Origin of the sequence: Rhodococcus sp. OK302 (genome assembly GCF_002245895.1) — a bacterium.
GTDB lineage: Bacteria > Actinomycetota > Actinomycetes > Mycobacteriales > Mycobacteriaceae > Rhodococcus_F.
The window spans coordinates 264,863-290,323 of sequence record NZ_NPJZ01000002.1 but is presented as its reverse complement, the minus strand read 5'-3'; the positions used below and the strand labels follow the sequence as shown (position 1 = coordinate 290,323).

Sequence of the window (25,461 nt, the reverse complement as noted above, 5' to 3'; positions counted from 1 at the left end):
CTCAAGGCGGATTAGTTCTGGGGAACTGTTGAACTATCTCTCTCACAACGCATTCCGAGAGATCTCTTTTTCGAGAACGAGTATTGCAGTTGGTGATGAGGCGCTCGATTCCGAGTGCAGGTCCAGGTCCATTCGATCGACGAGTTGGCGAACTATATACAACTCGAAGGAATACGGATCCGGGGGGATCTGCGACCCCATTCTCGTTGCAAGCATCACGCGCAGCACGCCGGTCTGCAGCGCGCACTGGCACGTGAGTACATTGTCCCGTGCAGCGTGGCTGAGCAAGAAGATCGCGGCTTCGTTGATTGCCAGCATGAGGTCCGCCGTGGTGTCGGCATCGACGCCGCAGTCGCGGGTGAGCTTCGCGATGAGCTCCCGTAGTGCTGTGGTCGTGAATGGTGCTGGGTGAGTAGGGATTTCTATTGTTGATCGGTAGAGCATCCTCATGTCTCCAGGTCGGTGAAGAATCGTCGGGAATCGGTAGAGGTCGTCTCCGCTGTCAGGAAGAGGTGACGGTTGCGCGCTTGGTCCCGAATGGGCCTGCTGTCCGGGGTCTTCGGGATTGACGGTCAACTCCAATTTTCGGGGTACGTCTCGCGTTCTCGCGGCGGGCTCGGTTGGTTGCGGCCCATGCCGGGATCCACCTTGAGTGAACGTGTGCGGTACGTCCGGAATTGGCTGCCGCATGGGCAATCTCGTGTGGTTGGTCGATGCTGTGCACTGTCAGGTCAATTTTTTCGTTGATTGCTTGTCTGTGCTGTGCGCCAGGAAACAGTCAGCCAGGCACGAACCGGCGCGGTGATACCCGCATCGCGCACCGCCGGTACCGGTCCGTGGTAATAGACGTTGGCCTTTACCAGCGCCCATCACTTCGCACGTGCGGGCTCGCAACTGCAGAGCCGCGGCGTTGTCGCGGATGGCATCGAGGTCGACGCCGACGCCGGCGCAGGCCGGCGGCGGAACCGGTATCACCGGGAGCTTGTTCTCACGGATCGTGACTACCTCTTCTCAATGTGTCCGGCTGATCGCGGTTGACCTGGCGATGCATTGTGTTGATCTTGCAGCGCTTGGCGTTTCGGTACTCTCAGAACGGTCCTGGTTCGTCGATCGAGATCCGATTCCGGTCACCTTCGGTGGTGCCACCCCAGACTCCGAAGGGTTCTCGGGTTTGGAGCGCATGAAGCCGGCACGTCCGCAGGACTGGACACGGAGCGCAGACGGTTTTCGCGACGCGTTTGCGGCGGGCTCGCGCGATGCGTCCTTCGCCTTCTCGCGGGAAGAACAGATTGGTATCGAGCTGTCGGCACCGCACACGAAGTTGCCAATCCCATGCCTCGCTGACAGGGCCGGGGAATTGCGAGGTGGATTTGGGCATCGTGATGTCCTCCTCGTCGATGTAGCGGTCGTTCTCCGTAGGTCGTACGCCTGCGGTGCGTCAGTGGTCGCGACGAGGACCGGACTGAGCCTTTCGGTTGATGCAGAGGGTGTCGAGTTGATGCGCAACGTGCTCCGGCAGGGTTAGGGCTGCGCCGCTGCGCAGGTAGTCGTGCAGTCGCTGGAAGTACGTGGTCGGGGTGAGACCGAACTCCACCAGGATGTCGCCGGCCGAACCTCCTCCCCAATGCATCCACTTCAGGGCAAAGGCAAGGAGGTGGTCGTCATTGGTCATCATGACTCCTTGGGATTGTTCCACCAATGTGTCTGTGCTGCTGAGGAATTTCTTGTTTCGAAGTTCCTTGTCGACGATCGATAGGGCTGACGACGACGAACTAACGTGTGCCGGGTGGTCGCACAAGCATCTGGGAGGAGTGCCATACGGCCGTTCGATCACAGATTGATCGGACGACGTTGTCGGCTACGTGAAACCGGGCGCCCGACTGCTCGCCTCCGGCAGTCCGATGGTCGGTGGCGGTCGAGTGCGGGACGTTCTCAGTTCGGTGCGGCCGACAGAGGTCAGAGTGTGGCGGCACTGTATCCGTGAGCCTCGGCGACTTCGTCGGACAGAAGTGCACCGTTGTGGGTGCTCAGGCCCTGGCGGAGACCTGAAACGGTGTTCGTCGCTACTTCCCATCCTTTGTCGGCAAGCGCGACGACATACGGGAGTGTGGCGTTGGTCAGTGCGTAGGTAGAGGTGCGCGGTACGGCACCGGGCATATTGGCCACGCAGTAGAAGACAGAGCCGTGTACCTGGTACGTGGGCTCGGCATGTGTGGTCGGACGCGAGTCCTCGAAGCAGCCGCCCTGGTCGATGGCGATGTCGACGAGCACTGAACCTGGCTTCATTCGTGCGACCAGGTCATTGGCGATCAGTTTGGGGGCCTTGGCGCCCGGGATCAGGACCGCGCCGATAACGAGATCCGCATCAAGGACGGCCTGTTCGAGCTCGAGACTGTTGGAGGTGATCGTCTTCACCTGCCCGTGGTAAAGAGCGTCGATCTCGCGGAGGCGGGCAGTGGAGAGGTCGAGAACCGTTACGTCGGAATGCATTCCGTACGCGACGGCGATCGCGTTCCTGCCGGACACTCCGGCGCCGATGACGACCACTTTCGCCGGTCGCACCCCGGGGACACCGCCCATGAGCACTCCGCGGCCGCCGCCGTGCCGCATCAGGTGATAGGCGCCGGCCTGCGGGGCGAGCCTGCCGGCGACCTCGCTCATCGGGGCCAGCAGGGGGAGTGAGCCGTCTGCGCCGACAACCGTTTCGTAGGCGATGGAGGTGGTCTCGGAGGCCAACAAGGCGTCGGTGCAGTCCCTCGACGCGGCCAGGTGCAGATAGGTGAACAGCACCTGGCCTCGACGCAGTCGAGAGTATTCGACGACGATGGGTTCTTTCACCTTCAGCAGCAGGTCGCTTGTCTCCCACACCTGGTCGGCAGTGGAAAAGACCTGGGCGCCTGAGGCTTTGAAGTCATCGTCGGAGAAGGATGATCCGAGGCCGGCTCCGGTTTCGATGGCCACTTCGTGGCCGCGACCGACCAGTTCGTGCACACCTGCGGGGGTGATGGCAACTCGGTACTCGTGGTTTTGATTTCGCGGGGGATCCCGACTCGCATGTCCTACTCCGGTGATCGAAGGGGCCGCAGCGCCGAAATGGGCGCTGGGTTGATGTCGTGAGTTCGACTGGCGAAAGCAATAGTGAAGAAAGATTGAGCAAGTGCCAATAGTCTGGAACAAAATTCTGTAAAATATCGACATGAGTAACGAATATTCGGCCAGCACGCAATCTGCAGCCGTCAGATCGAATGATGTTCGGCGTGCAATTCCCCTCGATGACATCGACAGAATCCTTCTCGATCAGCTCTCCTACGACGCGCGAACTACTAACAGTGCCCTCGCTGCCTTGGCAGGCATTGCTCCCTCGACCTGCCTGGGGCGCGTACGTTCACTGGTCGACCGGGGGGTAATCCGTGGCTTCCATGCAGACATCGACCCGGCTGCGTTCGGCAGGGATCTGCAGGCAATGGTTGCAGTTCGCGTGCGGGCCAATGCGCGACATCATCTGGGGCAGCTCGCCGAACAGCTAGCTGGCATCGAGGAAGTGCTCAACGTGTACTTCATCTCCGGCGCCAACGACTTCTTCGTCCATGTCGCCACCGCAAACAGTGATGAGTTGAGGCGGTTCGTCCTGGATCACCTCAGCGCCCATCCGGCGTTCGCTTCGACCGAAACCATCCTCATCTTCGAACACCTGCTTCCTCGTCGTCGCCCCGTGGAGCCTGGACTGGACACGGCCCCTAGGCGAGGCTGACACGAGAGGTTTACACCCAGTGCCCTCGTAATCACCGTTGCTTGGGTGATCGCGCAGCGATGACTTCACCGATCGAGCCTGGCATGTCGCCTGGCTGGGCCCGCCCATTTATGTCATGAAATGCACTGTGTAGCAGTAGATTCTGAGCCTTTGGTCGTTTCTGTGATGTCTCCAGAAGCGGTGTCCGGTTGCATCTGTCGGTGCGCACCCATACAGTGTGACGCGCAGCACATCGACTGGCCGAGGTGCTGCATTCACAAAGGAACGCAGTTCGGTCGCGGTGGGCGCCGGGGTGAGCACATTCTCCCGGGAATCCCTCAGATACCTGGTACCGGTGCGCCGTGCCTACCTGAATGTGGACGGGTAAATTGCCCGGACCGCGCATGCCGCCGACCAGCATCGTGTCGCAGTGCAGGGCCGGTGATCCGCAGATCGAACCGATCTACCCCGGAGTCGCCGTGCGATCCTCCTCGCTCGGGACGTACGAAACCGACCTCGTCTACCCACCTCACTTCGCCGTCTTTGTCGGCGTCCATTTCTTAGGAGCACCTGTGTCCGATCAGACTGAGCCCGCCGTACCTTCGGCGTCGCCCACCGCCGCTCGCGGCCCTGTGAAGCCGGAGTCGCACGAGCCGGGACTGTCCCGGCAGCTGTCCAATCGACACATTCAACTGATCGCGATCGGTGGTGCGATCGGCACCGGCCTGTTCATGGGGTCCGGTAAGACGGTCTCGCTGGCGGGGCCGTCGGTGATCTTCGTGTACATGATCATCGGCGCGATGCTGTTCTTCGTCATGCGGGCGATGGGCGAGCTGCTGCTGTCGAACTCCGCCTACAAGTCGTTCGCGGATTTCGCCTCGGATCTGCTGGGGCCGTGGGCGGGCTTCTTCACCGGATGGACGTACTGGTTCTGTTGGATCGTCACCGGCATCGCCGACGTGATCGCGATCGCGGGCTACGTGGCCTACTGGTGGGGCTCGCTGCCGATGTGGATCCCGGCGCTCGCGGCGGTGGTCGTTCTGATCGGGATGAACCTGCCCACGGTTAAGGCGTTCGGCGAGACCGAGTTCTGGTTCGCGATGATCAAGATCGTCGCGATCGTCGGCTTGATCGTGGTCGGGCTCGTGATGATCTTCACGCACTTCATCGCGCCCGGTGGTGCCGAGGCCTCGTTCGCCAACTTGTGGAACGACGGCGGTATGTTCCCGACCGGGATCATGGGCTTCGTTGCCGGGTTCCAGATTGCGACCTTCGCGTTTGTCGGCATCGAGCTCGTCGGTACCACTGCGGCCGAGGCCAAGAACCCGGAGAAGAATCTGCCCAAGGCGATCAACTCGATTCCGGTTCGTGTGATGCTCTTCTACATTGTCGCGCTGACCGTGATCATTTCGGTCACCCCGTGGCGGGAGATCGTCGCGGACCGTAGCCCGTTCGTGGCCATGTTCGCTCTCGCCGGCCTCGGGATCGCCGCCTCGGTGATCAACTTCGTGGTGCTGACATCGGCGACGTCGTCGGCGAATTCGGGTATCTACTCGACCTCGCGGATGGTCTACGGCCTCGCCCAACAGGGCGATGCGCCGGCCTCGTTCGGCAAGCTGACCTCCCGCAGGGTCCCGGCGAACGCGCTGTATCTCTCGGGTGTGTTCCTGCTGGCCGGTGTCGTGATGGTCGCGGTCGGAAGCTCGATCATCGAGGCGTTCACCATCGTGACGACCATCTCCTCGCTCTGCTTCATTTTCGTCTGGACGATCATCCTGATCAGCTACATCGTGTACCGCAAGCGCCGCCCGCACCTGCACGAGGCATCGACATTCAAGATGCCAGGCGGGATCCCGATGTGCTACGTCGTGTTGGCCTTCTTCGGATTCCTGATCTGGGCGTTCACCCAGAAGGAGGACACGCTCCATGCACTGCTGATCACCCCAGTGTGGTTCGCAATTCTGGGTGTTGCGTGGGCGATTCTTCGCTGTCGGCCGGTGCAGATGGCTCGCGCGGCGGCCTTCCGGGGCGAACGGAACGAGGGGTGATCGTCGGGTCTGGCACTCGTATGAAACGCTGAAAACTGTTGATCGTGAACGTGTTCAAGGTTTCCCTGGGTCCCTGCATGGCCGCGGCCCTGTCGGGTGCAGGTTGCGTTGCGCCTACGCCTCGGTGCATTCCGCGTGTGTCCGGATCAGACGTTCTGTGACACGGTTGAGACACAGGCAGCAGGTCTGTGGACGTGTTCCTCCGCGCATCCTGGTGGTGGAGTCGCCGCGACGAACTCGCCAACCGCCAGCTCGTCGACATCTTCGCCCGCCACGGCCACCCGTGCGCCGACATCACCTCCCCGGCCGCTGTCGATGCGTCCCTACAGACGGCAGTGGAGAACGAGGCAGCGCGAGGCGAACTCGCCGACTGGATCGACATGATCTCGACACGCCGCAGCGGCAGCGGAATCCAAAATCCCGGACACAGTCTCGGCGAAAACATCGACTACCTCACCCGCAGGCTCGACGAAAAGCCTGTGACCGCAACCGCATTGCGTCAATGCCGCCAACAGATCGGGTTCACCGACGAGCTACTGCGGGAAGGCTGTGACCTGCCGGAGCTGGCGCACCCCGATGAGGCGATGACCGATCTGCTGAGCCGCTCCCGCATCGTCCGCGCGCAGGTGCTTGCCGCCGAACCGACCGAGCCGTGAAGGGTGGCATCGGTTTTCGGGTGAACGCCGTCTGGTCGGCGGCTGCGGCGGCTGCGGATATGCTTGACGTCGTCCGGTGCTCTGCATCGGCCCGCTGAGTGTGTGACGCCGGTATGGTCATCGGCACACTCACACGTTCAGCGCTCTCGCTCAGTAGCGGGGAGCGGTGTGGCGGGCACCGAAGGGGAATTTTGGGGCCTGCCACGCTGCACGCTCCGGCCGCTGACGGCACGCGGTCGGGGCTGCATACCGCCCCGTATGAGTGATCGTGTCGACGAAGAATGATGACACTGTCCAATGCCGGCCGATAGGTGATCCGGCAGTGTGACTCTCGGACCTATCTGGCATGTCTTTCACAGAATTTTTGGCACGTTGCGTTGGCTTGGCACGTTGCGCGCGGCGCTGGTCGGGTCACGGCGAGACCAAGGAGGATCTCACTATCCGGCCATGCATTCCCCGGAACGCTTGATGCGGACGTAGCGGGGTGAGTTTGACGCCGAATCACGTCGAGCGTATTCCGGCGATGGATGGCTGTACCGCGCGTGTGTACTTCATCAGGGAGCCGGCGGCCGCGTCGAAGCCTGCCGAAATCACCTGGCGCTCCTCTGCGGTACCGCCAACCACTTTGTCACCACGAACCGCTACTCTCCTACCGACTGCTATCAACAAGGTCGGACTCGCGGATGAATGGAGCGATGATGGGAATCCTGGGATCCAGCGAGAGCGGAACCCCCAATGGTGAAGAAGCAGCGGCGACGAGTATTCCCGCACCGCTGCTTCGGGACTACCGCCACATCGGAGGCATCGAATCAATCGAGATTGACGGCACTCGGCACTTTTTCGGGTATGACTTCAGCGAAGATGTGGTCCTTTCCCCACTCATCAACGACATCGAACTCATGTCGGTCTTCGCGGAGACACATATGGAGCAGCGGGACGGCAGTCATGATCGCGAGTACTGGCGGGATCTCGTTGATGAATCACTCGAATCTTCAGCTCTGGCGGAGCCGGAATCTTGCTCCTTCGAGTCCGAACAACTGCGGTTGATCATCACCTCGCTGAAGAACATTGCAGAAACCGGGGTACCGGTGCCCGACTTCAACTACCCCTATCACCTCAGATTCCTATTGTCATCGGCCGGGCAATGGAAAGAGCGATTCACCGCAACAGCAGAGGGTATTAGGTCCATCAAGGGAACTGAGAGCGCTGCCGAAGGGGCCACGCTTGAGCAGATCGCTCGGGACGTTCTCCGTGAGACTCAGAATGTGATGAATGCTGCTGGGGGAAACTGGGCAGAAGTCTTCAACGCACTCGCCCAGTGACACCACGCGGTACTGCTCCCCGCCCGCACCGATCGACATCGAAGCCGGTGCCAATGATCGTGGGCAGTCCTTCGGCACGGGTGAAGGTGTCGAGTCCGGTGCGGATCTTCCCGATCTGATTGCCGCGATCGGTACGAACGGTGACATCGGATACATCCAGAAGGATGCGTTCGGCGGACCTGCCGCCACACCTGAGCAGGCGTTGGCCAGTGGCCCTGGTGCGCGGACTGTCCCGCCCTACGATCAGGACGCTCACTGTCATAGGAGAATTCGCCATCTCCTGATGCAGGAATGTCGGTGGTTGGGTTCGAGTCTCGATCTCAACTACCGGCTGTCACGGCAAAAGAACAGTACTGACTCGCCGGAATGCTGCGATCGGTTCGAGTGTCTGCGGGTCCAGCACGATTGACCATATGTAGCGGCCAGCTACCGTGAGATGAACAGCCGCAGCCTCTGATTCCGGGTATTCGTCGATCGTTCGGATGAACTCGTCCTTTCTCTCGTCTCTCCATTTCTTGAGCGTGTTCGGTTTGCGGGTTTCCGCCCGGTAGTGCGCCATGTCGATGTGCAGGGTGACCAGGATGGTGTGTCCGTGGTTGTCGGTGTTGAGGTCGTGCAGGAGTTCAGGGAAGAGAGGCCGATCCAGGTGGCGGCCCACTGAATCCCGGAAAGTGCCGATCGGAAGCTCTTGGTGCTGGGGCGGATTCGCTGGCTGTTCGAAACCTCGAAACACACCGTCGGAACCTGCCGTATTGACGAAATCGATGAAGTCCATGTTCGCGAGCGACAGGTTGGACTCGATCGACTCGATTCCCGGTTGTGTCACCCGCACGCTCTGGCCGGGTGTGTGTAGTTCGTATTCCGCGCTGCCGGTGTCGACGACGAGAAGCGGATGTTCCGGATCGGTTATGGTCTGCCGGTCGGCCAAGAAAATGTAGCTTCTATCCGGTCCCACGATGTCGAGTAGCTCGCCGATCGTGAGGTTCTCGAACTGTGGGTCGTCGACGATGGTGAACTGCGGATAGAAGGGCTCCTCTTCGTCCTCGTTGCCGGTCGAACGCAGGACTCCCTCCCATACGGTGTCATCGGAGAAGTCGGTACGGACAAGCAAGGACAAGCCTTCGGGTAGTTGTCGGTCCATCACTGCACACTACGACGACCCATTCTGAAATCGGCTGTACCACCGTTGTTGATGCCGCCGATTCTGTCTTGGGCACAACCTCAGCGAGTATCGGTGGGCTCACAGATCAGCGGACTGACTAATTGAGCGGTACCCAGTCCGCTGAGATGGTCAATTTCGAGCCTCGCGGGTACCACGAATTCAGGTTTGGGCAGTCTGGGTATGATTCGAACTCCTCCCCTACAATTGGTGGCCCGCAAGCAGGCCTACCCAATTCTCGGGGCTTCTTGTCACAGATCAATCTTGGTCCACGAGTATTGATCGGTGATCGCGTCACCGTCACTTGCCAGCCACGCTTTCATCATGCCGACGACCTCTGGCGCCGCAACCACTTCGGTACCGAAATGCTGGTCTGCAGATCCTGCGCGGTGCTCAACGGTGAAGGCCTCGATATTAATTCGCGTCGTTTGTATATAGACTTCTCCACGGGTTTCGACGATGACGAAATCGTCCACTTTCATTGCCCCAACGAAATGGTCGATCAAATCTGGAGTGATCGTGGGGAAGGTTCCTTCGCGAGAGGTTGAGACCCTTCCGGCGACCGACCCGCGCGGACTCAGCACTATGTCGAGCTGAGGGTCGTACATGCCATAGTCTGCGGCGAAGGCTCGTGGCACCACCACATCGCGAGCATCCTGTATGTGTCGCCACGGCGAAGGAACAAACACCGCGGCGCCGGTTCCACTCAATGGAGTGACCGACAAGAAACCCTGCTCCTCCGTCAGATCTGCGTTGACTGCGCTGATGTCCGCGGCAAGGCTGCAGGCAATCGATGTCGCCGGTTCGTCGGCCTCGTCCTGGGTCAGTGCGAAGGCGCGGGCCGCTGCGGCGTCATGGCAGTGCTCGGCGGGCAAAAGCCAGAAGTCATAACTCACCTCACGATGCTACCCACTTCCCAGGTAGCTGCTGTAAGGCAGACGCTGTCGAAGCGATGCATTGAGCTCCTCAGTGGGCAGGATCATCTACGACGTCGAACCTGCCGGGGCCTCGTCCTCGTAGGTTCCGTGACACGCTGCCACAAACCCGCCGATGCGAAACTTGTCAAGGCGTCTGAGTCCAGTAGGTGTTAAGCCGCTGCGGTTTCGGAGCCCTCTGCGACCTCGGATACGTCGGCTGGTCGATTGATCCGGACGCTGTCGGGTAGATCGATCGAGGATCCTCGGCGCAACCTTGGTGCCGAAACGGTGTGGATGTTGCTCGCGGGCCGCAGTGAGGACACTTCTTCGGTCAGCGGCCTTGCCGGCCGCGAGTCCGAAGTGAACATCGGCGGGAGTATGCAGGCCGATCCCGGTGTGCCGATGCTCGTAGTTGTACCAGTTGGTGAAGCTGTCCATGAATTCCCTTGCTGCAAATAGTGATCCGAACCGCTCAGGAAACTCCGGCCCGTACTTCAACGTCTTGAACAACGACTCCGAAAATGGGTTATCGTTCGATACTCGCGGACGCGAGTGCGAGCGCGTCACCTCGAGATCCGCCAGAAGCGTCGCGACGGTCTTGCTGGTCATCGATGTTCCGCGGTCGGCGTGGACCACGTTCGGAATACCATGCACCGCGAAGATGTGTTCCATCAATTCTCTTGCCAGCACACCGGATTCGTGCGTGTGAACATGGACGCCGACGATGTAGCGGGAATTGGGGGTCCCTCCCTTGACGAAGTCCTTGGGGAATGTCGATCATCGAAATACGCATCGAAGTACTGGCCTTTCACCGGGCCGGCGAGCTTGGTGATGTCCCACGAATAGACCTGCCTGGCCGCAATCGCGACCAGTTCCGGACATGCCTTCGCCGGGTGCCGCGCGAGCCGTCTACGCTCGACGACCTGCGCATTCTCGCGCAGGACTTGGTACATCGTGGACACCGAACACAGGTACGTACCCTCGTCGAGGAGTTGAGCGAATATCTCCAGCGGCGCCTGGTCGACGAACCTCTCGCAGTTGAGGACGTCGAGGACGCGGCGGCGTTCGAGGTCGCTGAGTTTGTTCGCCGGTGCGCAGTGGGCCGCTGGTGGTGTGGGCAATCGTGCTGCGGTGCGGCGTCTGGTTGCTGTCGAGCGGACGAGACCGGTCAGCGTGCTCGCAGCCCGGGTACCGATACCGGCAGCGGTGAGTTCGGACCAGGCAGCGGTCATCGTTTGTTGTTCGTCTCGCCCGAATCCGCTCCCTCGGAGAGACTTTCCAAGAGAGCGTGTGCTTTCCTATGATGTCCAGAGCGGCTTCGGTGGTGGTCAGTCGCTTGTTCGCCCGGGCAAGTTCGCGGGTCAGTCTCGCGATCTCGGCTTGTTCGGAGGTCAGTTTGCCGACCTTCTCGCCAGGTTTCTTACCTTGGAATACTCCGGCATCGCGTTGCTTGCGCCATTCGCTGATCAGCGACGAGTACAGCCCCTCCCGTCGCAGGTACGCGCCGCCGCCGTGTTCGCAGGCGTGTTCGTACGCCGTGAGGTGCGCGATCTTGTCCGCGGTGGTGAAGGTGCGGCGCCGGCACACTCACACGTTCAGCGTTCCCGATAGTAGCGGGGAGTGGTGTGGCAGGCACCAACAGGGAAATTGGGGCCCGCCACACCGCACGCTCCGGCCGCTGACGGCACGAGGTCGCGGCTACTGCCGGTATGAGTGATCGTGTCGACGAAGAATGATGACACTGTCCGATGCTGGCCGGTAGGTGATCCGGAGTTGCGTCTATCGGACCTATTGGCATGTCTTTCACGCATTTAGGTCGCCGGTCGTGAGGGAGAATGGCGGTTCGTGTGCGCCGCCCACGGCTGCTGTTCTTCGGCGCTGAGTTTGTAGTTGGTGTTGTGCCGCTGAAGCATTCGGCCGATCGGGGTGATTTCGCTTACGTGATCGTGTAAGTCCGAAGTCGGAATGCCTTCAGCTGTTCGAAGAGCAGCCCAAGCCGGTCATCGTCACCAGTGGTGCCACAGTGCGACAACCTCAGCCGCACGATCGGGCGTCGTCGTTGGCGAGGCCACTCAGCGGAAGATCCATGCGTAGAACGTGCCAGCATCTCCGGAAAATCGCTATTACACCATCTCCTGAAAACCACTCTCAGGCAAGGATGTTCGCTCGACCTCCGCAGTGACACCGTTGCCCGCTTCATCCGAGGCGCCGGTGTGGATATCGCAACTGGTTTCGGACGAGCCCAGCGGAAGGATTAGCTGGAATGTAACAATTCGTCACTGAGACTCGATCTCTTTTCCTGTGACTAGCCTTCCCCATCGCAACCGCCTCTGCGAGATCCCCATTCGTTCATCGGCCCTCTGCGCGGTAATGGCGGCCGCCCTGCTGGCATCCGCCCCTGCCGCAATCGCCGCTCCCGCAGCCGACGCTCCCGCGGCCTGCGTGCCATTCGGCACCGCGCAGTTACCGCCTGGGCTTCCGTCCTTCGGCAGTCGTGATGGACTTACCAACCTCCCGGTGTTCAACGATCAAACCGCCCCGACCAGCATCGAACTGCGAACGCAGACAACACAATTCAACAGCTTCTGGGACTACGCACTCGTCGACCACGCGTTGCTGACGCGACCCCGGGTGTGGAACGGACCCAACCCCGAGCCGTGGCGTTACGCGCCGCTGCCGGAATGCATGCGGGATCGCCTCGTTGGGATCTCGGTGGACGATGACGAGCTGATCGCCGTCGACGAGTCCGGCTGGATCTACACCATGGACAATGCGTCACAGCAACCAACTGTGTGGAACTGGACGTCGGCGTTCGGCGCCCCCATGTGGACCGGTAAAGGCAAGCAGCTACCCGGCGGCGATCCAGGCACATGGGCGCTGAGCGTCGGCTCCCCGTGGGACAACCAGACCTACGCCGACGTCGCGGGTCGACTCCACTACTTCGGGCTGGCGAAGATGACGATGATTCCCGCGCTCACCGGCGACGGCAGCCGCATCACCTACGCGGACCCGTGGCTGCCCGACGACTCCAGCTATGAAATCGGCGGGCCCGTAGGGGGCCGGTTCCAGTCGATGGCGCTTTCCTCATCGGCCTCGACAACCTTCGTCACGAATAAATACGGCGACATGTACACCCGCAACTTCGACATCGACTCCTCCGGAGGCGACTCGGTATTCTTCCGCTACAGCTGGGACGACCAGACGGGCAAGCCCACCGCTCCCAACTCCGCCTTCGAAGCGTGGTTCAAGAACTACGCCGCAATCCAATTGCCGGCGCAGGACTGGGTCCACCAGCCCAAGATCCCGGGCGAGATCACCTCGGCGATCAGCGTGCACTCCACCGGGGTCGGCCCGAATCGTCGGGAGCTGCGCGTGGCCGGGAAGCAGGACGGACGCACCGGGTTCTGGCACAAGGATCTGACCGCCCCGATGTGGGAGTTCACGCCCACCGACGCTCCGCTGCCCGGCACCGAGCTGGCGAACTCACCGGCCGACCGATCCTCGGACACACTCGCGCCCGCAGTGCCGTGGAACCTGTCTGCAACCCTGCCTGCCCGCGACACCCTCGTCGACGGGCAGTTGCTCGTCGACTGGCAGGTTCCGTATTCGATTCTCGATCCACGCCTGCTGGACGAGGCCGGACTGAAGGCGGGGCCCTCCGGGTACCGACTCTCGGTGGAACACTTCGATCCCGTGGCCACCACCCGTCCTGGGACAGTGACGACGCCGGACGGGAAAACTCTGCCGGTGCTGATACACACCGCGGACGGGCTTCGGACCGCTCCACGCGGTGCTGGCCTGGACAATCAGCCGCGGCAGCTGGTGGGCGCCATCGAGATCCCCCGTGCGGCCTTCGATTCGCGCAGCACCGATCCGGCCCTCGACACGTTCATCCGCGACTGGACGCGGGGTAAACGGATCGTGCCGATCACCCTCAGCGCTACGGACCACGACCTGGTAGTGCGGTGAATTCACACCAGACGATCTGAGACGGTTTGCGTCGCCCCGGCTCGAACTGGTCAGCCTCACATCGACGATTCAGCAAGGTCGGGCACGCTTTTGATCAAGCCGCTGAGGTGGGCCGGATCGGTGCCGGCCGCCCACTGCAGCCGGACAATTCATAGGCGAGGCATCCGCGGCGGGCGATCGAGTCCCGCCGGGCTCGCGCGTGGATTACACACCGAGCAGGGCAACAAGCCGCCATCGTGGTCATGGAAAGGATCGGCTCCGTCAGAGCTGGGCTCTCCGATTGCGTTCTTGCGGCTGAATTTTCGGTTGCCGAACCCGCCGCGACGGGTCCACCGGATCGGAGAGGAGTCGGTAAGACTGAGGATCTCGAGGCTGGCCGCGTTGCGGCGCCGGTTTCCGCAAAACGCAGCACAGGACGGCATCGGATGGGGCTTTCGTCGTGTGCGGGGCTCACCGACGAGATGGTTGCGAGCGCACTCTGTCGGTGAGCCGTGGCCGGTGGACTTCGGTGCGCAGTTCGCGCGGCCACCCGGCGGGATGGCGCCCGGTAGGCGGGTCATCTGCAACAAGGACCACCCGCCGCGTCGGGGAGATAGCCGCCTGTGTGAGAGTGGAAAACCCCCGACTCGGACCATTGAAGAGCCGGGGTTTCTCCAACGCCATCCGCGTTGAGCACACAACTCGGAGACCCACTATCCGTGCCGAGCTGCCTCCTCATTACTGACCCTGCACTGCCGCCGTGGCCGATCGCTCCCAGGCCCGAAACAGTTGTTGATCTGTCGCAGCGCCCGACGCGATGGATCGAGAGCGCGATACCGCCGGCCGCGCCGGTGTTGCGCCGGTACCACACTGATGCACTGACATCGTTCCCATCGGCCACAGACACACGTTGCTGAGGGGTGTGGCGGCGGCAACCGAGCCGGGCGCCGGGTGTTCATGTCACGCATTTGTTCGCGTCGGATGGCTTAGCGCCTTGTGGCACTCTGACCAGGGAAGATGCCACATCCCGTTGTCGGTGGCGGGGTGCGGATGGCGGGGCGCGGCTTTTCACGAACTGCGCAGACGAGGTCACGAACTCAACAGAGTTCGTGACCTTTTGTCGTGGCAGCATACTCAGGTATTCGCGTCTACAAGTTCGCGGATTGCAGCAGCGAGTGGTTTCCATGCGTGCGTAGGCAGGTCGTGCCCGACTTCGGGGAGGATGAGCATGCGTGAGCTGGGAATCCTGGCCGTAATGGCATGCGCGGCTTTGGATTTGATCAGAGGATCGTCCTCGCCGTGCACCACCAGGGTGGGCTGCGTGATCGCGGTGATCGGTGGTCCGCTCCACTGAGCGCCGATCTGTCGGCTCTGTGCCTCCTGGTCGTGAACCCCAGGGTCGGGACTGCTTTCCAATCGTGCTCGCATTGCGGCCTCGTCGAACTCGCGGCGCGGAGACGCCAGCAGCCGTGCGACCGCGAGGCCGGCCTCGATCGCGCCCTCTCTGGTATCAGGAAACTTGAGGCGCGCAAACTTCGAGAGAGTACGCAAACGGATGTAGCGGAATGTGCGCAACCCGGTGACGTCGCCCGGGACGGCCGCGACCGACGTGAGAGAACGCACTCGGTCGGGATGCCGAAGGGCGACGCGTTGCGCGAGTGCGCCACCGAGCGAGACTCCGAGCACGTGCGCCGAGCTCCAGCCGAGTTCGTCGATCACCGCAATTGCATCGTCCGCCATGTCTTCGGCGGTGTATGCCTCACCGCGTTTGGCCAGCAGCGCGGCGATCGGGTTTCGTACGGCCGTCGGCGGCAGGTGAGTCGACTCTCCGCCGTCACGCTGGTCGTACCGCACGACAGCGAAACCGTGTTCGGCCAGTTGCTCACAGAACCCGTCGGGAACTGCGTGGCGATTGACGCCCAGTCCGGTGGCGATCAGTAGCGGTTCTCCGCTGAGTTCCGGCCGGAATTAATCGAACGCGAGACGTACCGATTCGTTCTGTGCCCATCGCCGCGGTCCCCATGCGTTGTCGAGTGCCATTTTGAACCTCCCTTTACTGTGTTCACTGAACGCAGTTTTAGTATAGGTCACGACAGACAGCAACGAATGGAGAGTGGCGTCGAGTGACACAGTCCGGAATGGAGCAACCGCACACGACAGTGTGGGACCGCTCGTACGGCAAACGCGGTCCGGCGCCGGCCCATAGTCGCAACGATGTCGCCGACGCGGCGATCGAACTTGCAAACGAGGGGGGATTGTCCGCAGTCTCCACCCGCCGGATCGCGCAGAAACTCGGGGTGAGTCAGTCGGCTCTGTACCGCTACGTGGCGGGGCACGACGAAGTGTTCGACCTCATGGTGGATGCCGCTGCCGGCGAGATCGACCTCGATGTGGCGCTGCGCGGCGAGGCGATCGACGACCTCACCGCCCTCGCGGCTCGCGCGAGAAGCGTCCACGTGAGATACCCGTGGCTGCTTGATATTCCGGTCGAGGCGATGCGCGTCGGCCCTCGCGGAATCGACTTTCTCGAGTATGCGCTGCGCGCTATGGCGGTGGTCGAAGTGCCGGGGCCGGTGAAGCTGCAGGCGATCGCCGTTCTGAACACGCTTGTCCAGCAGTTCGCCCGCGCCGAGGTCGGTGGCGGAACGGCAAGTCGGGAGCGTCGAATCTCTCAGGTGATGTACTTGCACAAGACGGCCGCGGTCGGCGATCATCCGTATCTTGCGGCGGCGCTCCATATTTCGGATCCAGGCGCCGACCAGCCGGGCGACATGTTCGAGCCCGTAGTACGCCGAGTCCTCAAGGGTGTATTGACGTCGGACTGAACCGCAACCCTTGCTGTGTGGCATCCATGCCACGGTCGAAGTCCGAGCGGACCGTCCTCGTTGAGGATTGAGCGGCCGGTGTGGCCTCTGATCCAGGTGGGCCGCGTCGGAGCCTGATGGCGGGACGCGACTGTCCGTCGTGATCGATGACATGTGCGTGTCTTCGTTGGCGGGACAAACGGGAGTAATGCTCTGGAAATCGTCGGGAAATCCTCTGGGTCGAGAACGCGGAGTCCGTGCGCGACCAGGCAACGCGAACCGCACGTTATGCGATCGACTTTCTGCGTACTACCAAAAACGCATCACAGCGGAAGGCATCTTCCTCAACCTCGAGCTCAGAAAAGGAAACGGCAATGCGCTGTTGCCAGTCCGGAGGCGATTTTTGATACGCCGGCGATATACGCCGCCTACTAGCTGGCGAGCATGCGTGTGTTGGTCGTAGAGGACGAGCTCTTCATGGCGGAAGCCATCCGCGATGGGCTGCGCCTGGAAGCGATCGCTGCCGACATCGCCGGTGACGGGGACACTGCCCTGGATCTGTTGGGCGTCAACGCCTACGGCATCGCCGTCCTCGACCGCGACATTCCCGGACCCTCCGGTGACGAGATCGCCCAGCACATCGTCACTTCCGGTAGCGGCATGCCAATCCTGATGCTCACTGCCGCAGACCGGATGGACGACAAAGCGTCCGGGTTCGAGCTCGGTGCCGACGATTACCTCACCAAGCCGTTCAAGCTGCAAGAGCTCGTGCTCCGTCTCCGGGCGCTCGATCGCAGGCGCGCGCACAGCAGGCCACCCGTCCGGGAGATCGCTGGCTTGCAGCTGGACCCGTTCCGCCGCGAGGTCTACCGGGACGGCCGGTACGTCGCGCTGACCCGGAAGCAGTTCGCGGTGCTCGAAGTTCTCGTCGCTGCCGAGGGCGGGGTGATCAGTGCCGAGGAACTGCTGGAGCGGGCGTGGGACGAGAACGCCGATCCGTTCACGAATGCCGTGCGCATCACGGTCTCTACGTTGCGCAAGCGGCTCGGCGAACCGTGGCTGATCGCCACCGTGCCGGGCGTCGGGTACCGCATCGGAACCAAACCGGGCGCCAGAGGCGGGGTGGCGGTGGATAGAGCGCCAGGGTTGGGCGTTCGCCTCAAACTCACTCTCAGCTAGGCCGGGTTCCTCATGCTCGCTGGTGTCTTGCTCCTTGCGGCGGTTTGGGTCTTCCTGCTGAGAGGGGGAGCCACGAACTTCCGATTCCCTGATCTGGCTGACTTTGCCCGGGTATTCGACCCGCGCAGCTTCGGTCCCGTGGTGTTTGTCCCAGCAGCGATCTTGGCGCTCGGGTTCTTGCTGGTGTTCGGCCTTGTGGGTGGTTGGATCCTCGCGGGCCGAATGCTTGCCCCTTTGGAGCGGATTACTCGCGCCGCGCGGGAGGCGGGGGCGGGGGGCTGTCGTACCGGATTGAACTGGAGGGACGCAACGACGAGTTCCGTGAACTTGATGCCTTCGACGCCATGCTCGTACAGCTCGAAGCACGAGATGCCGAGCAGCAGCGGTTCGCCGCCAACGCCTCCCACGAGCTGCGCACCCCGCTGGCGATCACACAGACTCTTCTCGATGTCGCTCGTAACGATCCGAACCGCGACGGCGGCGAGCTCGATGAACGCCCTTCGCGCTGTCAACACACGAGCGATCGAACTCACCGAGGCACTGCTCCTACTCAGCCCGTACCGACCAGCGTTCCTTCAGCAGAGAAGACGTTGATCTGTCGCTCATCGCGGAAGAAGCCGCCGAGACGCTCCTCCCGTTCGCGGAGAAGCAGGGCGTCACCATCGAGACCTACGGGGACATCGCGCCGGTCATCGGCTCACACGCGCACTTGCTGCAGCTGACTACGAACCTCCTGCACAATGCGATCGTCCACAACCTCCCCGAGGACGGCAGCGTGCAGATCAGCACCGCCATCGACCCCGAGTCCGTCATGCTCACGGTCGAGAACACCGGCGACAAGCTCAGTCCAGAGTTGGTCTCGGCACTCACCGAGCCGTTTCAGCGCGGCACTGCTCGCATCCGCAAGGACGATGCGGGTGTGGGCCTTGGCTTGGCGATCGTCAAGAGCATCACTCAGGCACATGACGGAACTCTCACGCTCAGCCCCCGGGCTGCTGGCGGGCTCTGCGTCGCAGTGCAACTGCCCGCCGCCCAGCGACGACCGTAAGCACGTGCCGGGCCAGCAGCGCACCCACGTCGGGTGCGCCGGCCGCCAACGCCTGAGCCGACATCACCGCTCTCCGCTCGGTATCAGTGAGCAGTGGGATCAGAGTGGTTTCGATCCAGCCTGCGTTGAGATCGGCCTCGTCGACGATCACTGCCCCGCCGGCAGCAACGACCGCCTCGGCGTTCAAGCGCTGCTCGCCGCCACGCAGCGGCAGCGGCACGTAGGCGGCGGGCAAGCCGACAGCGGCGAGCTCGGCGCACGTCATCGCCCCTGAGCGGCAGATAGCGAAGTCGGCCGCGGCGTAGGCGTACTGCATCTCATCGATGTACGGGACGACGACGTAGGGCGGGTCGCCAGGGTCGCCGTCCGGGGGCTCGACTATGTGCTGTGGCCCGGTGATGTGCACCACCTGCACGCCGGCCGCCCTCAACGTTGTTGCAGCGCCGGCCACTGCGGCGTTGATCACTTGGGCTCCCTGCGAACCGCCAGTGACCATCAGTACCGGCTCGTCCAGGCGCAGGCCGAACCGTTGCCGAGCCGAGTCGCGCAGCGAGGCCCGGTCGAGCCTGGTGATCGCCGGCCGCAGCGGGATGCCGATCGCGCTGGCGTGAGCCAGGTGGACACGGGGCGCGGCGGTAAACACGTGGGTCGTCATCCTGGCTGCCAGTCGGTTCGCCACTCCGGGCCGGGCATTCGCCTCATGGACGACGATCGGAATGCCCCGCTGGCGTGCGGCAAGATAGGCGGGCACGGCCACGTAGCCCCCAATGCCCACCACGACCTCGGCCCTCACGCGGTCGAGCACCGCTCCGGTCGCGCTGACGGCGTCGCGTAGTTTGCCCGGCGTGTGCAGTAGGTCGCGGCTCAGCTTGCGCGGCAGTGGCACGGGCGGGATAAGTTCGAGTGAGTAGCCGCGGGCAGGGATGAGCGTGGTGTCCAGGCCACGGATAGCGCCGAGGGCGGTGATCTCAGCCGTGGGCTCCAGTAAGCGCAGCGCGTCGGCGAAGTTCATCGTGGGCTCGATGTGCCCGGCCGAATGGCCGCCCGCGACAACGACGCGCGGTGCCGGTTCGCCAGGCTTCATCACGATGCCCCTCTGATCAAGATTCCTCGGCTGGCATGAAAACGCTCGAACACATACATGGGCACCGATGCAGAGTCCGAATTGTGGGAGTAACCCGACGGATTATGAAACCGCACCAGTCCATCATCGACTGCATAGATCAGCACAAGATGGCCTCCCCGTCGCGGCTCGTAGGTGTTGGGATCGCGAATCTCAGGCGATACCGAAGCGATCATGACTTTCCCGGGCCGCAACTCTCGGGTCGAAACCTGAATCGGGGTTTGCTCGACCAGTTGGCAGTTGAATCCGAATTGTGAGCTGACCCATGCCATGAACGGCCGGTAGAGCAGGCCGTGGACCTTGCCCGAAGGCTCCACCACATAGCAACCCCACTCGACGGCTAGCCCAAGAAGTTCGCCTATCGACAGTCGGACGTCAGTCCAGCCGTGGAGCAGCGACTGCAGACACGCCAAGCCGCAGACCTTGCGGGACCAGAACAGGTACTCCTCGCTCGAGCGGTATCCATCGGAGGCCCAGTCGTGCAGTTGCGATGGATCGGAGTGCCGCAAGGAGACCTCCAGCCCCGATAGGCCGGTGCGCCGAATCACGACCTCGTCGTTGTTTTCCAAACGCCCCACTGCGAGACGCAATGGAGACCCATCACGTGATCGGAAAGTCGAAGTAGACATCCGGATATGGTTCGCGTTTCAGCGTGTAGTGCCACCACTCGCAGTCGTACCGATCAAATCCGCAGTCCTCCATGATGGAACGAAGAAGCTCACGATTCTGGGACTCGATCGGCGTGATTCCTCGCGCTCGATGACCTGAGATCGGGTCCCTGAGGTCATGGTCGCCACCCATAGGAAAAAGTTCACTGGTCGCAAGGTGATAGAGCGTCAGGTCAACAGCGCCGCCCCTACTGTGGCCCGACTGAGTTGCCACATAACCCTTTTCGACCATCTCGTGTCTATCGATATTGGGATAGTGCCGCTGCTTCGTCTGGCCGTCCTCCGGCTCTTCTGACCAGCGTAGGAAGGCGTCGACGGCGCGCCGAGGACGGTAGCCGTCCCAGAGAAGGAGTCCGAAGCCGAGGGAGGCTGCCTTCTCTCGTGCTTGCTCGAGGGCAGCGCACAAAGCCCGGGTGCCGACGATGCGATTCGTGAGGTAGCCGTCGAGGGCGCGGTCTGTGTAGTACGCGGAGTGTGGACTGATCAGCACATTCGGCAGGCGCGGGCCGCGGCCGATCGACTCTTCTTCTGTTGAAATCTCGGCAGGTGGGGCGCAGTATTTACAGATGAAGAACGAAGAGGAGTATCGTCTGATCGCTCATGCAGTGAGGCGGTTGTCCGCGAAGTATCCCTCGATCTCGGCAGACGTCGTGGCCGACACTGTGGCGTCTGCTCACGCTCATTTCGACGGGCATCGGGTCCGTGACTTCGTTCCTCTGCTCGTCGAGCGCATGGCGGGGGAGAAACTTTCCTCGCTAGTCCCGTCGTAGCCCACGTGTCAGCGGTAGACGAGTCCGATATCGCGCAGGCGAGAGCGTTTCTGCCCCTGCTCAATTCGGAGATCGACGAGCTATCCGAGCGCATCGAATCAGCGCTGCGACTCGTGCGGGGTGCGCGTCCGGTCGCTCCAGCGGCCGCGTCGGCGGCGCGCACCGATGCGGCGGCTCTGCGCAAAGACCTTCACCGGGTCCATCGTCTGGTCGAACAACTCATCCGCCGCTTTCCTACCGCCAAATTTCCAGCCGATCATTGGGCTGTAGCCGACGGACTTCCGTTGCAGCGTTGATCGGACTCGGTCCGCGGCCTAGCGGCTATCCTGAGTCGCCTCCTTCTCGGCGGAGAGGCACGCACAGGGTCGGAGGGCTGCGAGTATGGATCGACAACCAGCATCGATCGACGCCGCGAGCGCTGTCGTCGACTGCGCGGCCTACGTCGACGGCGTGCGCGTCCCCGGCACTTACACACCGGAGAGTGCACTGCGTGAGGTTCGGCGACGCGGATCGGGTTTCGTGTGGCTCGGGTTGTTCGAACCCACATATGTCCAGATGACTGCTGTCGCCGAGACATACGGCCTGCACGAACTCGTCGCCGAGGACTCGGTACACGCGCATCAACGCCCGAAAATCGAACAGTACGACGACGTGATCGTGCTGGTCATGCGCACCGCGCACTATCTCTCGCCCACCTCCATTCACACCGCTGACGACATCGTCGACACCGGTGAGATCCTGGCAGCGATCGGATCGGATTTCATCGTCACCGTAAGGCACGGCGGTCACACCGCACTTACCGGTGTGCGCGACGAACTCGAAGGGGCGCCCGAGCGGATGCGGTTGGGGCCGTGGGTTGTCCTGCATGCAGTGATCGACCGGATCGTCGACGGATACCTGGCGGTCATCGATTCGGTCGAGGGCGATATCGACACTCTGGAAGTGGAATTGCTCAGCCCCGATCGCTACACCCCGATCGAGCAGATCTATCTCGTCAAGCGTGAAGTGCTCGAATTGCGGCGCTCGGTGAACCCCCTCGCGGTGGCGCTGTCCACCCTTGCCGCGACCACCGCCGTCCTTTCGAATCCGATCCCGAAGGAAGTCCGCAGACATCTGCGTGATGTCGCTGAACATCACGCCGCCGTAGCCGAACGTATCGTCGAATTCGACGAGGTCATTAGCTCTCTCGTCGCCGCGACTCTTGCCCGGGTGAATCTCCAGCAGAACACCGACCTGCGCAAGATCACCGCCTGGGCCTCTCTGGCGGCATTCGTGACCGCGTTCGCCGGGATCTACGGCATGAACTTTCAGTTCATGCCTGAACTGCGATGGCGGTACGGGTATCTGTTGTGGTGGATCATCGCGGTGACCGGCGCAGCATCGCTATTCACCCTGTTTCGGCGCAAGCGGTGGCTGTAGATCCGAGTACCCATGTGGTGGCGATCTTCGAAGTGGCGATCTGGCCTCGGCTACCCGAACCTGAATTCCCGACATCACCACAGCGTGAACGGCAACCCGGCATGCTCGGCCTCACGGATTTTCCGCTCGATCATGTCGAGATTCTCGTTGCGGTCGAGACCGCTGCGGATGGCGTCGGCGATGGCCCGTGTGCGGCCGGCCGGTCCGCGGACATCGGCCAGTGGACTGGAAATATTGCGACGCGGAGATCGTATTCGCTGCTGTTGGTGCGATTGGTCCCCAGCAGCATGTAGGCAGGGTTGACGCAGCCAGCGAAATCGCACTGATGACGCAGCACCGCATCATCGGTGTTGGACCACCCCAACCGCGGAATGACCCTGTATTCGAGCTGGTAGGCGAACAAATGCGCCGGCACGGTACCGCGGCGGGACGGGCCGGGCAGGCTCGCCGCGCGGAAGGAACCGTGACCGGTCGAGGACACACCGGCAATCCAGGGCCAACACTGATGATGTTGTCGTCGATAGCGTTTGGATTCGAACCGGGCGACGACAGCAGGATCGTCGAGCCAGGACCGCCACAGGCGTTCGGGGATCCGGACCGGTTGCGCCTGACCGATCAGCGTCATCTGGAACGCAGGCGTTGCGGGGATGCTGTCGGGCATCCCGGGAAGCGGCAGCGGAGCATCGCTGACGAACGACATCACTCGCCTCCTGAAACCTCGATTCGGGCTGTTACCCAGACTGACTGTAGGAGCGTGCACCGACAGAAATATGTCCGATTGGTATTCGGGTGGGTGCCGGTAACAGTCCCAGCAAGGTAACGGCACCCCTTACGCTCATCAGCAACCCGCACAAACCTCATCCGCATCCAGCGTGGATAGCCGAGACCTGGGTGCGATTGCCATAAAGTTGCTCTGACAGAATCAGGCGAATGACCGACAAAGACGGCGACAGCCAAGACGTGATCACTGTGGGGCTCCGAGTGAGAATCACGATGCCCGACTCCGATACCGGTATCAGCGTGACATGCACGGGCGTGGTGATCGAGGACTACGCGGACATGGTCATCGACCGCGGTTCGGTGGGACGGGACTGGGCTCCGGTACATCGATGGGCGATCGCGCTCGACGATGGAAGGCTGATCTTCGCCAACGACGAAGACCTGACAGTCGCAAACTAGGGGCGACTGCCTTTCGAGAAACCCGTTCGGCTACCGAGGCGGGTAGCAGCGTCCCCACAAACGCATTCAGTGTCGCCGGAGACCTGGCGCAACGCCGAATGCCTGAATTTGATTTAGTTATTCGGCCGTGGGATCTGCCTGCGGAAATGGGCCGTTTCGAGTTATTCGGGCGGTTATTCGCGGCGAGACTCTAGGCAAAAACCGTCTTGACCTGCGAAAATGACGCTTGAGCGCCGCGCCGCCCTGTATCATCCTTGCTGATCGAGTCCGGGGGCAACTGAAGGGAGACAACTATGGGAATGGCCAGCAAGGGCGAACGACGATTACTCGCCGCGCGCATCCCAACCGAGGTGTACCGGATCCTCGAGGATCGTCGGCGAGACGCCGGCGTCGGCTCTCTGAGTCAGTACGTCGCGGATCTGTTGGCGAGCTATACCGGCCGCACAGATCTGATTCGGGAACTTGATTCGAAGGTCTTGCCGCAGGATGTACTGCCCGCGGCGCGGGCCAGCTCCCCGACCAGTACGCCCTGACCACGCCCGCAACGGGCACGGCCCCAACCGGGTATCGATCGCACGAGCGCACGTCGCCCCTGTTCACCAGGCATGGAGTGTGCTCGGGCTGCGCTCGCGGTTGCTCTACGACCTGATCCACAGAGGTCAGGTGACCACCGCAAATGACGCGCTCGCCGCAGCGAAGTTGGGTACCTCGGCCGGCTACGCGGCCTTGACGGATCTGCGGCTGGCCGGGCTGATTACCCGACGCCGAGAGTTCAGTCGGCTGACCAGCAGTGGAACCCCCATGAACCCGCACTCTGCCTTCCCGGCGCGTGCGGGTTCTTCTCTTTCGCCACACGATCATCCATCCGGCGCACGTCCACATCGGGGGAGTTGGCGGAGCCAACATCGGAACAAGTTCGAACCACACAGGCATCATCGACCGCCAACCTGCGCCGAGTGCCCCGGAAGACCGCTGGTCATCGACCTGCTGATGCATCTTCCGGCCTCTGTGAAGGCAACACCTGCGCCGAAACCAGCGCCCCACGAAAAGGATGACGACACGATGAGCGGACTCATGACATTCACCATCACTGATCGCCAGGTCGACGCCGGCAAGTGCGACGGAATGAGCCTGTACACCGCAACGACAGACGGTCGCACCATCCTGCTCGAAGCGCCGAACGAAATGTACAAGCCCGGCCAGACGGATACTTCGATCCTCACCGACATCAGCCACGTGAAAGACGCCGGCGGCAAGGCCGACTACTGGATCGGCATCAATGCCACCTTCTGACCGAGATTGCTGCTGACCAGCAGCGCAATCCTGACGAACCCGCACTCTGCCTCCCCGGCAGGTGCGGGTTCTTCCTTTTCTGTCCGGTCGAAGGCTGTACCAACGAGATGACGCCCAGACAGGCAAACCGACCGTTTCGCCCGGTTTCGTCTAGCATCGAATCCATGCGTACCTGCGAAATCCTCGACTCCCGTTACG

Annotated in this window: 24 protein-coding genes and 4 pseudogenes; 15 read left to right on the top strand and 13 right to left on the bottom strand. The window is 62.2% G+C overall.

Features of this window, described 5'->3' with window-relative positions; all coding sequences use genetic code 11:
* Positions 1-42 precede the first annotated feature (42 nt).
* The 4 genes and pseudogenes from BDB13_RS29045 to ald all read right to left on the bottom strand — a co-directional run bounded on the left by BDB13_RS29045 (position 43) and on the right by ald (position 3,056).
* Positions 43-450: a hypothetical protein gene (locus tag BDB13_RS29045; protein WP_141210752.1), complete on the bottom strand. Its 408-nt coding sequence runs from the start codon at positions 448-450 to the stop codon at positions 43-45.
* Between the two features lie 637 nt (positions 451-1,087).
* Positions 1,088-1,378, bottom strand: a complete 291-nt coding sequence (locus BDB13_RS29040; protein ID WP_094275500.1) for a WhiB family transcriptional regulator — start codon at positions 1,376-1,378, stop codon at positions 1,088-1,090.
* Positions 1,379-1,438: 60 nt separating this feature from the next.
* The gene (locus tag BDB13_RS29035) at positions 1,439-1,675 is read right to left on the bottom strand and encodes a DUF3263 domain-containing protein (RefSeq protein ID WP_141210751.1); all 237 of its coding nucleotides are present in this window, start codon (positions 1,673-1,675) and stop codon (positions 1,439-1,441) included.
* 281 nt (positions 1,676-1,956) lie between these two features.
* Positions 1,957-3,056, bottom strand: a pseudogene (gene ald, locus BDB13_RS29030) (alanine dehydrogenase).
* 140 nt (positions 3,057-3,196) lie between these two features.
* Between ald and BDB13_RS29025 the strand changes: the two are divergent.
* From BDB13_RS29025 to BDB13_RS29010, 4 genes are all read left to right on the top strand, one after another.
* The gene (locus BDB13_RS29025) at positions 3,197-3,751 is read left to right on the top strand and encodes an Lrp/AsnC family transcriptional regulator (RefSeq protein ID WP_094275498.1); all 555 of its coding nucleotides are present in this window, start codon (positions 3,197-3,199) and stop codon (positions 3,749-3,751) included.
* Between the two features lie 611 nt (positions 3,752-4,362).
* A complete protein-coding gene (gene cycA / locus BDB13_RS29020; RefSeq protein WP_094275913.1) occupies positions 4,363-5,778 on the top strand; it encodes a D-serine/D-alanine/glycine transporter in 1,416 nt (471 codons plus the stop codon).
* Positions 5,779-5,966: 188 nt separating this feature from the next.
* Positions 5,967-6,434, top strand: coding sequence for a hypothetical protein (locus tag BDB13_RS29015; protein WP_094275497.1), 468 nt, complete (start codon positions 5,967-5,969; stop codon positions 6,432-6,434).
* A gap of 695 nt (positions 6,435-7,129) precedes the next feature.
* A complete protein-coding gene (locus tag BDB13_RS29010; RefSeq protein WP_254923104.1) occupies positions 7,130-7,756 on the top strand; it encodes a hypothetical protein in 627 nt (208 codons plus the stop codon).
* Here the strand turns inward: BDB13_RS29010 and BDB13_RS29005 are convergent.
* From BDB13_RS29005 to BDB13_RS28990, 4 genes and pseudogenes are all read right to left on the bottom strand, one after another.
* Positions 7,737-8,012, bottom strand: coding sequence for a hypothetical protein (locus tag BDB13_RS29005; RefSeq protein ID WP_176459786.1), 276 nt, complete (start codon positions 8,010-8,012; stop codon positions 7,737-7,739). The two genes, BDB13_RS29010 and BDB13_RS29005, sit on opposite strands and share 20 nt — an antisense overlap.
* A 78-nt stretch (positions 8,013-8,090) precedes the next feature.
* Positions 8,091-8,897: a DUF6924 domain-containing protein gene (locus tag BDB13_RS29000; protein WP_094275495.1), complete on the bottom strand. Its 807-nt coding sequence runs from the start codon at positions 8,895-8,897 to the stop codon at positions 8,091-8,093.
* Between the two features lie 269 nt (positions 8,898-9,166).
* Entirely contained in the window at positions 9,167-9,811 is a 645-nt protein-coding gene (locus tag BDB13_RS28995) for a hypothetical protein (RefSeq protein ID WP_094275494.1), read from the bottom strand.
* 276 nt (positions 9,812-10,087) lie between these two features.
* Positions 10,088-11,419 (bottom strand): annotated as a pseudogene (locus BDB13_RS28990) (transposase); the annotation flags it as partial.
* Positions 11,420-12,202: 783 nt separating this feature from the next.
* On the opposite strand from BDB13_RS28990, the gene BDB13_RS28985 reads away from it, so the two are divergent.
* Entirely contained in the window at positions 12,203-13,801 is a 1,599-nt protein-coding gene (locus BDB13_RS28985; RefSeq protein WP_094275493.1) for a hypothetical protein, read from the top strand.
* A 1,113-nt stretch (positions 13,802-14,914) separates the two neighbouring features.
* Here the strand turns inward: BDB13_RS28985 and BDB13_RS28980 are convergent.
* Positions 14,915-15,715: an alpha/beta fold hydrolase gene (locus tag BDB13_RS28980; RefSeq protein ID WP_254923168.1), complete on the bottom strand. Its 801-nt coding sequence runs from the start codon at positions 15,713-15,715 to the stop codon at positions 14,915-14,917.
* Between the two features lie 188 nt (positions 15,716-15,903).
* Between BDB13_RS28980 and BDB13_RS28975 the strand changes: the two genes are divergently transcribed.
* The 4 genes from BDB13_RS28975 to BDB13_RS33505 all read left to right on the top strand — a co-directional run bounded on the left by BDB13_RS28975 (position 15,904) and on the right by BDB13_RS33505 (position 18,811).
* Positions 15,904-16,605 (top strand): TetR/AcrR family transcriptional regulator, encoded by a 702-nt coding sequence (locus tag BDB13_RS28975; RefSeq protein ID WP_217902139.1) that lies wholly within the window; start codon positions 15,904-15,906, stop codon positions 16,603-16,605.
* Positions 16,606-17,028: 423 nt separating this feature from the next.
* Complete coding sequence (locus BDB13_RS28970) at positions 17,029-17,763, top strand: response regulator transcription factor (RefSeq protein ID WP_094275492.1); 735 nt, start codon at positions 17,029-17,031, stop codon at positions 17,761-17,763.
* Between the two features lie 344 nt (positions 17,764-18,107).
* Positions 18,108-18,485: a histidine kinase dimerization/phospho-acceptor domain-containing protein gene (locus tag BDB13_RS33685; RefSeq protein WP_369597479.1), complete on the top strand. Its 378-nt coding sequence runs from the start codon at positions 18,108-18,110 to the stop codon at positions 18,483-18,485.
* Positions 18,473-18,811 carry a sensor histidine kinase gene (locus BDB13_RS33505; RefSeq protein ID WP_303396291.1) on the top strand — a complete coding sequence of 113 codons (339 nt, stop codon included), beginning with the start codon at positions 18,473-18,475 and terminating at the stop codon, positions 18,809-18,811. Before BDB13_RS33685 ends, BDB13_RS33505 begins: the two co-directional genes overlap by 13 nt.
* Here the strand turns inward: BDB13_RS33505 and BDB13_RS28960 are convergent.
* The 3 genes and pseudogenes from BDB13_RS28960 to BDB13_RS28950 form a co-directional block, all read right to left on the bottom strand.
* Positions 18,744-19,895 carry a UDP-N-acetylglucosamine--N-acetylmuramyl-(pentapeptide) pyrophosphoryl-undecaprenol N-acetylglucosamine transferase gene (locus BDB13_RS28960; RefSeq protein ID WP_094275491.1) on the bottom strand — a complete coding sequence of 384 codons (1,152 nt, stop codon included), beginning with the start codon at positions 19,893-19,895 and terminating at the stop codon, positions 18,744-18,746. The two genes, BDB13_RS33505 and BDB13_RS28960, sit on opposite strands and share 68 nt — an antisense overlap.
* The gene (locus BDB13_RS28955; protein WP_141210749.1) at positions 19,895-20,563 is read right to left on the bottom strand and encodes a hypothetical protein; all 669 of its coding nucleotides are present in this window, start codon (positions 20,561-20,563) and stop codon (positions 19,895-19,897) included. Before BDB13_RS28955 ends, BDB13_RS28960 begins: the two co-directional genes overlap by 1 nt.
* Positions 20,535-21,053: pseudogene (locus tag BDB13_RS28950) on the bottom strand (M15 family metallopeptidase); the annotation flags it as partial. The pseudogene BDB13_RS28950 and the gene BDB13_RS28955, both read right to left, overlap by 29 nt.
* 115 nt (positions 21,054-21,168) lie before the next feature.
* Between BDB13_RS28950 and BDB13_RS28945 the strand changes: the two are divergent.
* The 3 genes from BDB13_RS28945 (at position 21,169) to BDB13_RS28935 (ending at position 22,791) form a co-directional block, all read left to right on the top strand.
* Positions 21,169-21,372: a three-helix bundle dimerization domain-containing protein gene (locus BDB13_RS28945; RefSeq protein WP_094275488.1), complete on the top strand. Its 204-nt coding sequence runs from the start codon at positions 21,169-21,171 to the stop codon at positions 21,370-21,372.
* Between the two features lie 5 nt (positions 21,373-21,377).
* The gene (locus tag BDB13_RS28940; protein ID WP_094275487.1) at positions 21,378-21,668 is read left to right on the top strand and encodes a hypothetical protein; all 291 of its coding nucleotides are present in this window, start codon (positions 21,378-21,380) and stop codon (positions 21,666-21,668) included.
* Positions 21,669-21,753: 85 nt separating this feature from the next.
* The gene (locus BDB13_RS28935) at positions 21,754-22,791 is read left to right on the top strand and encodes a magnesium and cobalt transport protein CorA (protein ID WP_094275486.1); all 1,038 of its coding nucleotides are present in this window, start codon (positions 21,754-21,756) and stop codon (positions 22,789-22,791) included.
* A 74-nt stretch (positions 22,792-22,865) separates the two neighbouring features.
* Here BDB13_RS28935 and BDB13_RS28930 read toward each other — a convergent pair.
* Positions 22,866-23,491 (bottom strand): annotated as a pseudogene (locus BDB13_RS28930) (hypothetical protein).
* A gap of 230 nt (positions 23,492-23,721) precedes the next feature.
* On the opposite strand from BDB13_RS28930, the gene BDB13_RS28925 reads away from it, so the two are divergent.
* From BDB13_RS28925 to BDB13_RS28915, 3 genes are all read left to right on the top strand, one after another.
* On the top strand, positions 23,722-23,970 hold the full coding sequence (locus BDB13_RS28925) for a hypothetical protein (protein WP_094275485.1): 249 nt from the start codon (positions 23,722-23,724) through the stop codon (positions 23,968-23,970).
* A 293-nt stretch (positions 23,971-24,263) separates the two neighbouring features.
* Positions 24,264-24,503 carry a hypothetical protein gene (locus BDB13_RS28920; protein ID WP_094275484.1) on the top strand — a complete coding sequence of 80 codons (240 nt, stop codon included), beginning with the start codon at positions 24,264-24,266 and terminating at the stop codon, positions 24,501-24,503.
* Between the two features lie 130 nt (positions 24,504-24,633).
* Positions 24,634-25,263, top strand: coding sequence for a hypothetical protein (locus tag BDB13_RS28915; RefSeq protein ID WP_141210748.1), 630 nt, complete (start codon positions 24,634-24,636; stop codon positions 25,261-25,263).
* The last annotated feature ends 198 nt before the right edge of the window (positions 25,264-25,461 follow it).

Excerpts from the sequence above, each read along its gene's own strand:
- BDB13_RS28935 (WP_094275486.1), top strand. The coding sequence starts at position 21,754 with ATGGATCGACAACCAGCATCGATCGACGCCGCGAGCGCTGTCGTCGAC.
- BDB13_RS28955 (WP_141210749.1), bottom strand. The coding sequence starts at position 20,563 with ATGTCTACTTCGACTTTCCGATCACGTGATGGGTCTCCATTGCGTCTC.
- BDB13_RS28925 (WP_094275485.1), top strand. The coding sequence starts at position 23,722 with ATGACCGACAAAGACGGCGACAGCCAAGACGTGATCACTGTGGGGCTC.
- BDB13_RS28985 (WP_094275493.1), top strand. The coding sequence starts at position 12,203 with ATGGCGGCCGCCCTGCTGGCATCCGCCCCTGCCGCAATCGCCGCTCCC.
- BDB13_RS29010 (WP_254923104.1), top strand. The coding sequence starts at position 7,130 with ATGATGGGAATCCTGGGATCCAGCGAGAGCGGAACCCCCAATGGTGAA.
- BDB13_RS29025 (WP_094275498.1), top strand. The coding sequence starts at position 3,197 with ATGAGTAACGAATATTCGGCCAGCACGCAATCTGCAGCCGTCAGATCG.
- BDB13_RS29000 (WP_094275495.1), bottom strand. The coding sequence starts at position 8,897 with ATGGACCGACAACTACCCGAAGGCTTGTCCTTGCTTGTCCGTACCGAC.
- BDB13_RS28920 (WP_094275484.1), top strand. The coding sequence starts at position 24,264 with ATGGGAATGGCCAGCAAGGGCGAACGACGATTACTCGCCGCGCGCATC.
- BDB13_RS28945 (WP_094275488.1), top strand. The coding sequence starts at position 21,169 with ATGAAGAACGAAGAGGAGTATCGTCTGATCGCTCATGCAGTGAGGCGG.
- BDB13_RS28970 (WP_094275492.1), top strand. The coding sequence starts at position 17,029 with ATGCGTGTGTTGGTCGTAGAGGACGAGCTCTTCATGGCGGAAGCCATC.
- BDB13_RS29045 (WP_141210752.1), bottom strand. The coding sequence starts at position 450 with ATGAGGATGCTCTACCGATCAACAATAGAAATCCCTACTCACCCAGCA.
- BDB13_RS28960 (WP_094275491.1), bottom strand. The coding sequence starts at position 19,895 with ATGAAGCCTGGCGAACCGGCACCGCGCGTCGTTGTCGCGGGCGGCCAT.
- BDB13_RS33685 (WP_369597479.1), top strand. The coding sequence starts at position 18,108 with ATGCTCGTACAGCTCGAAGCACGAGATGCCGAGCAGCAGCGGTTCGCC.
- BDB13_RS29040 (WP_094275500.1), bottom strand. The coding sequence starts at position 1,378 with ATGCCCAAATCCACCTCGCAATTCCCCGGCCCTGTCAGCGAGGCATGG.
- BDB13_RS29035 (WP_141210751.1), bottom strand. The coding sequence starts at position 1,675 with ATGATGACCAATGACGACCACCTCCTTGCCTTTGCCCTGAAGTGGATG.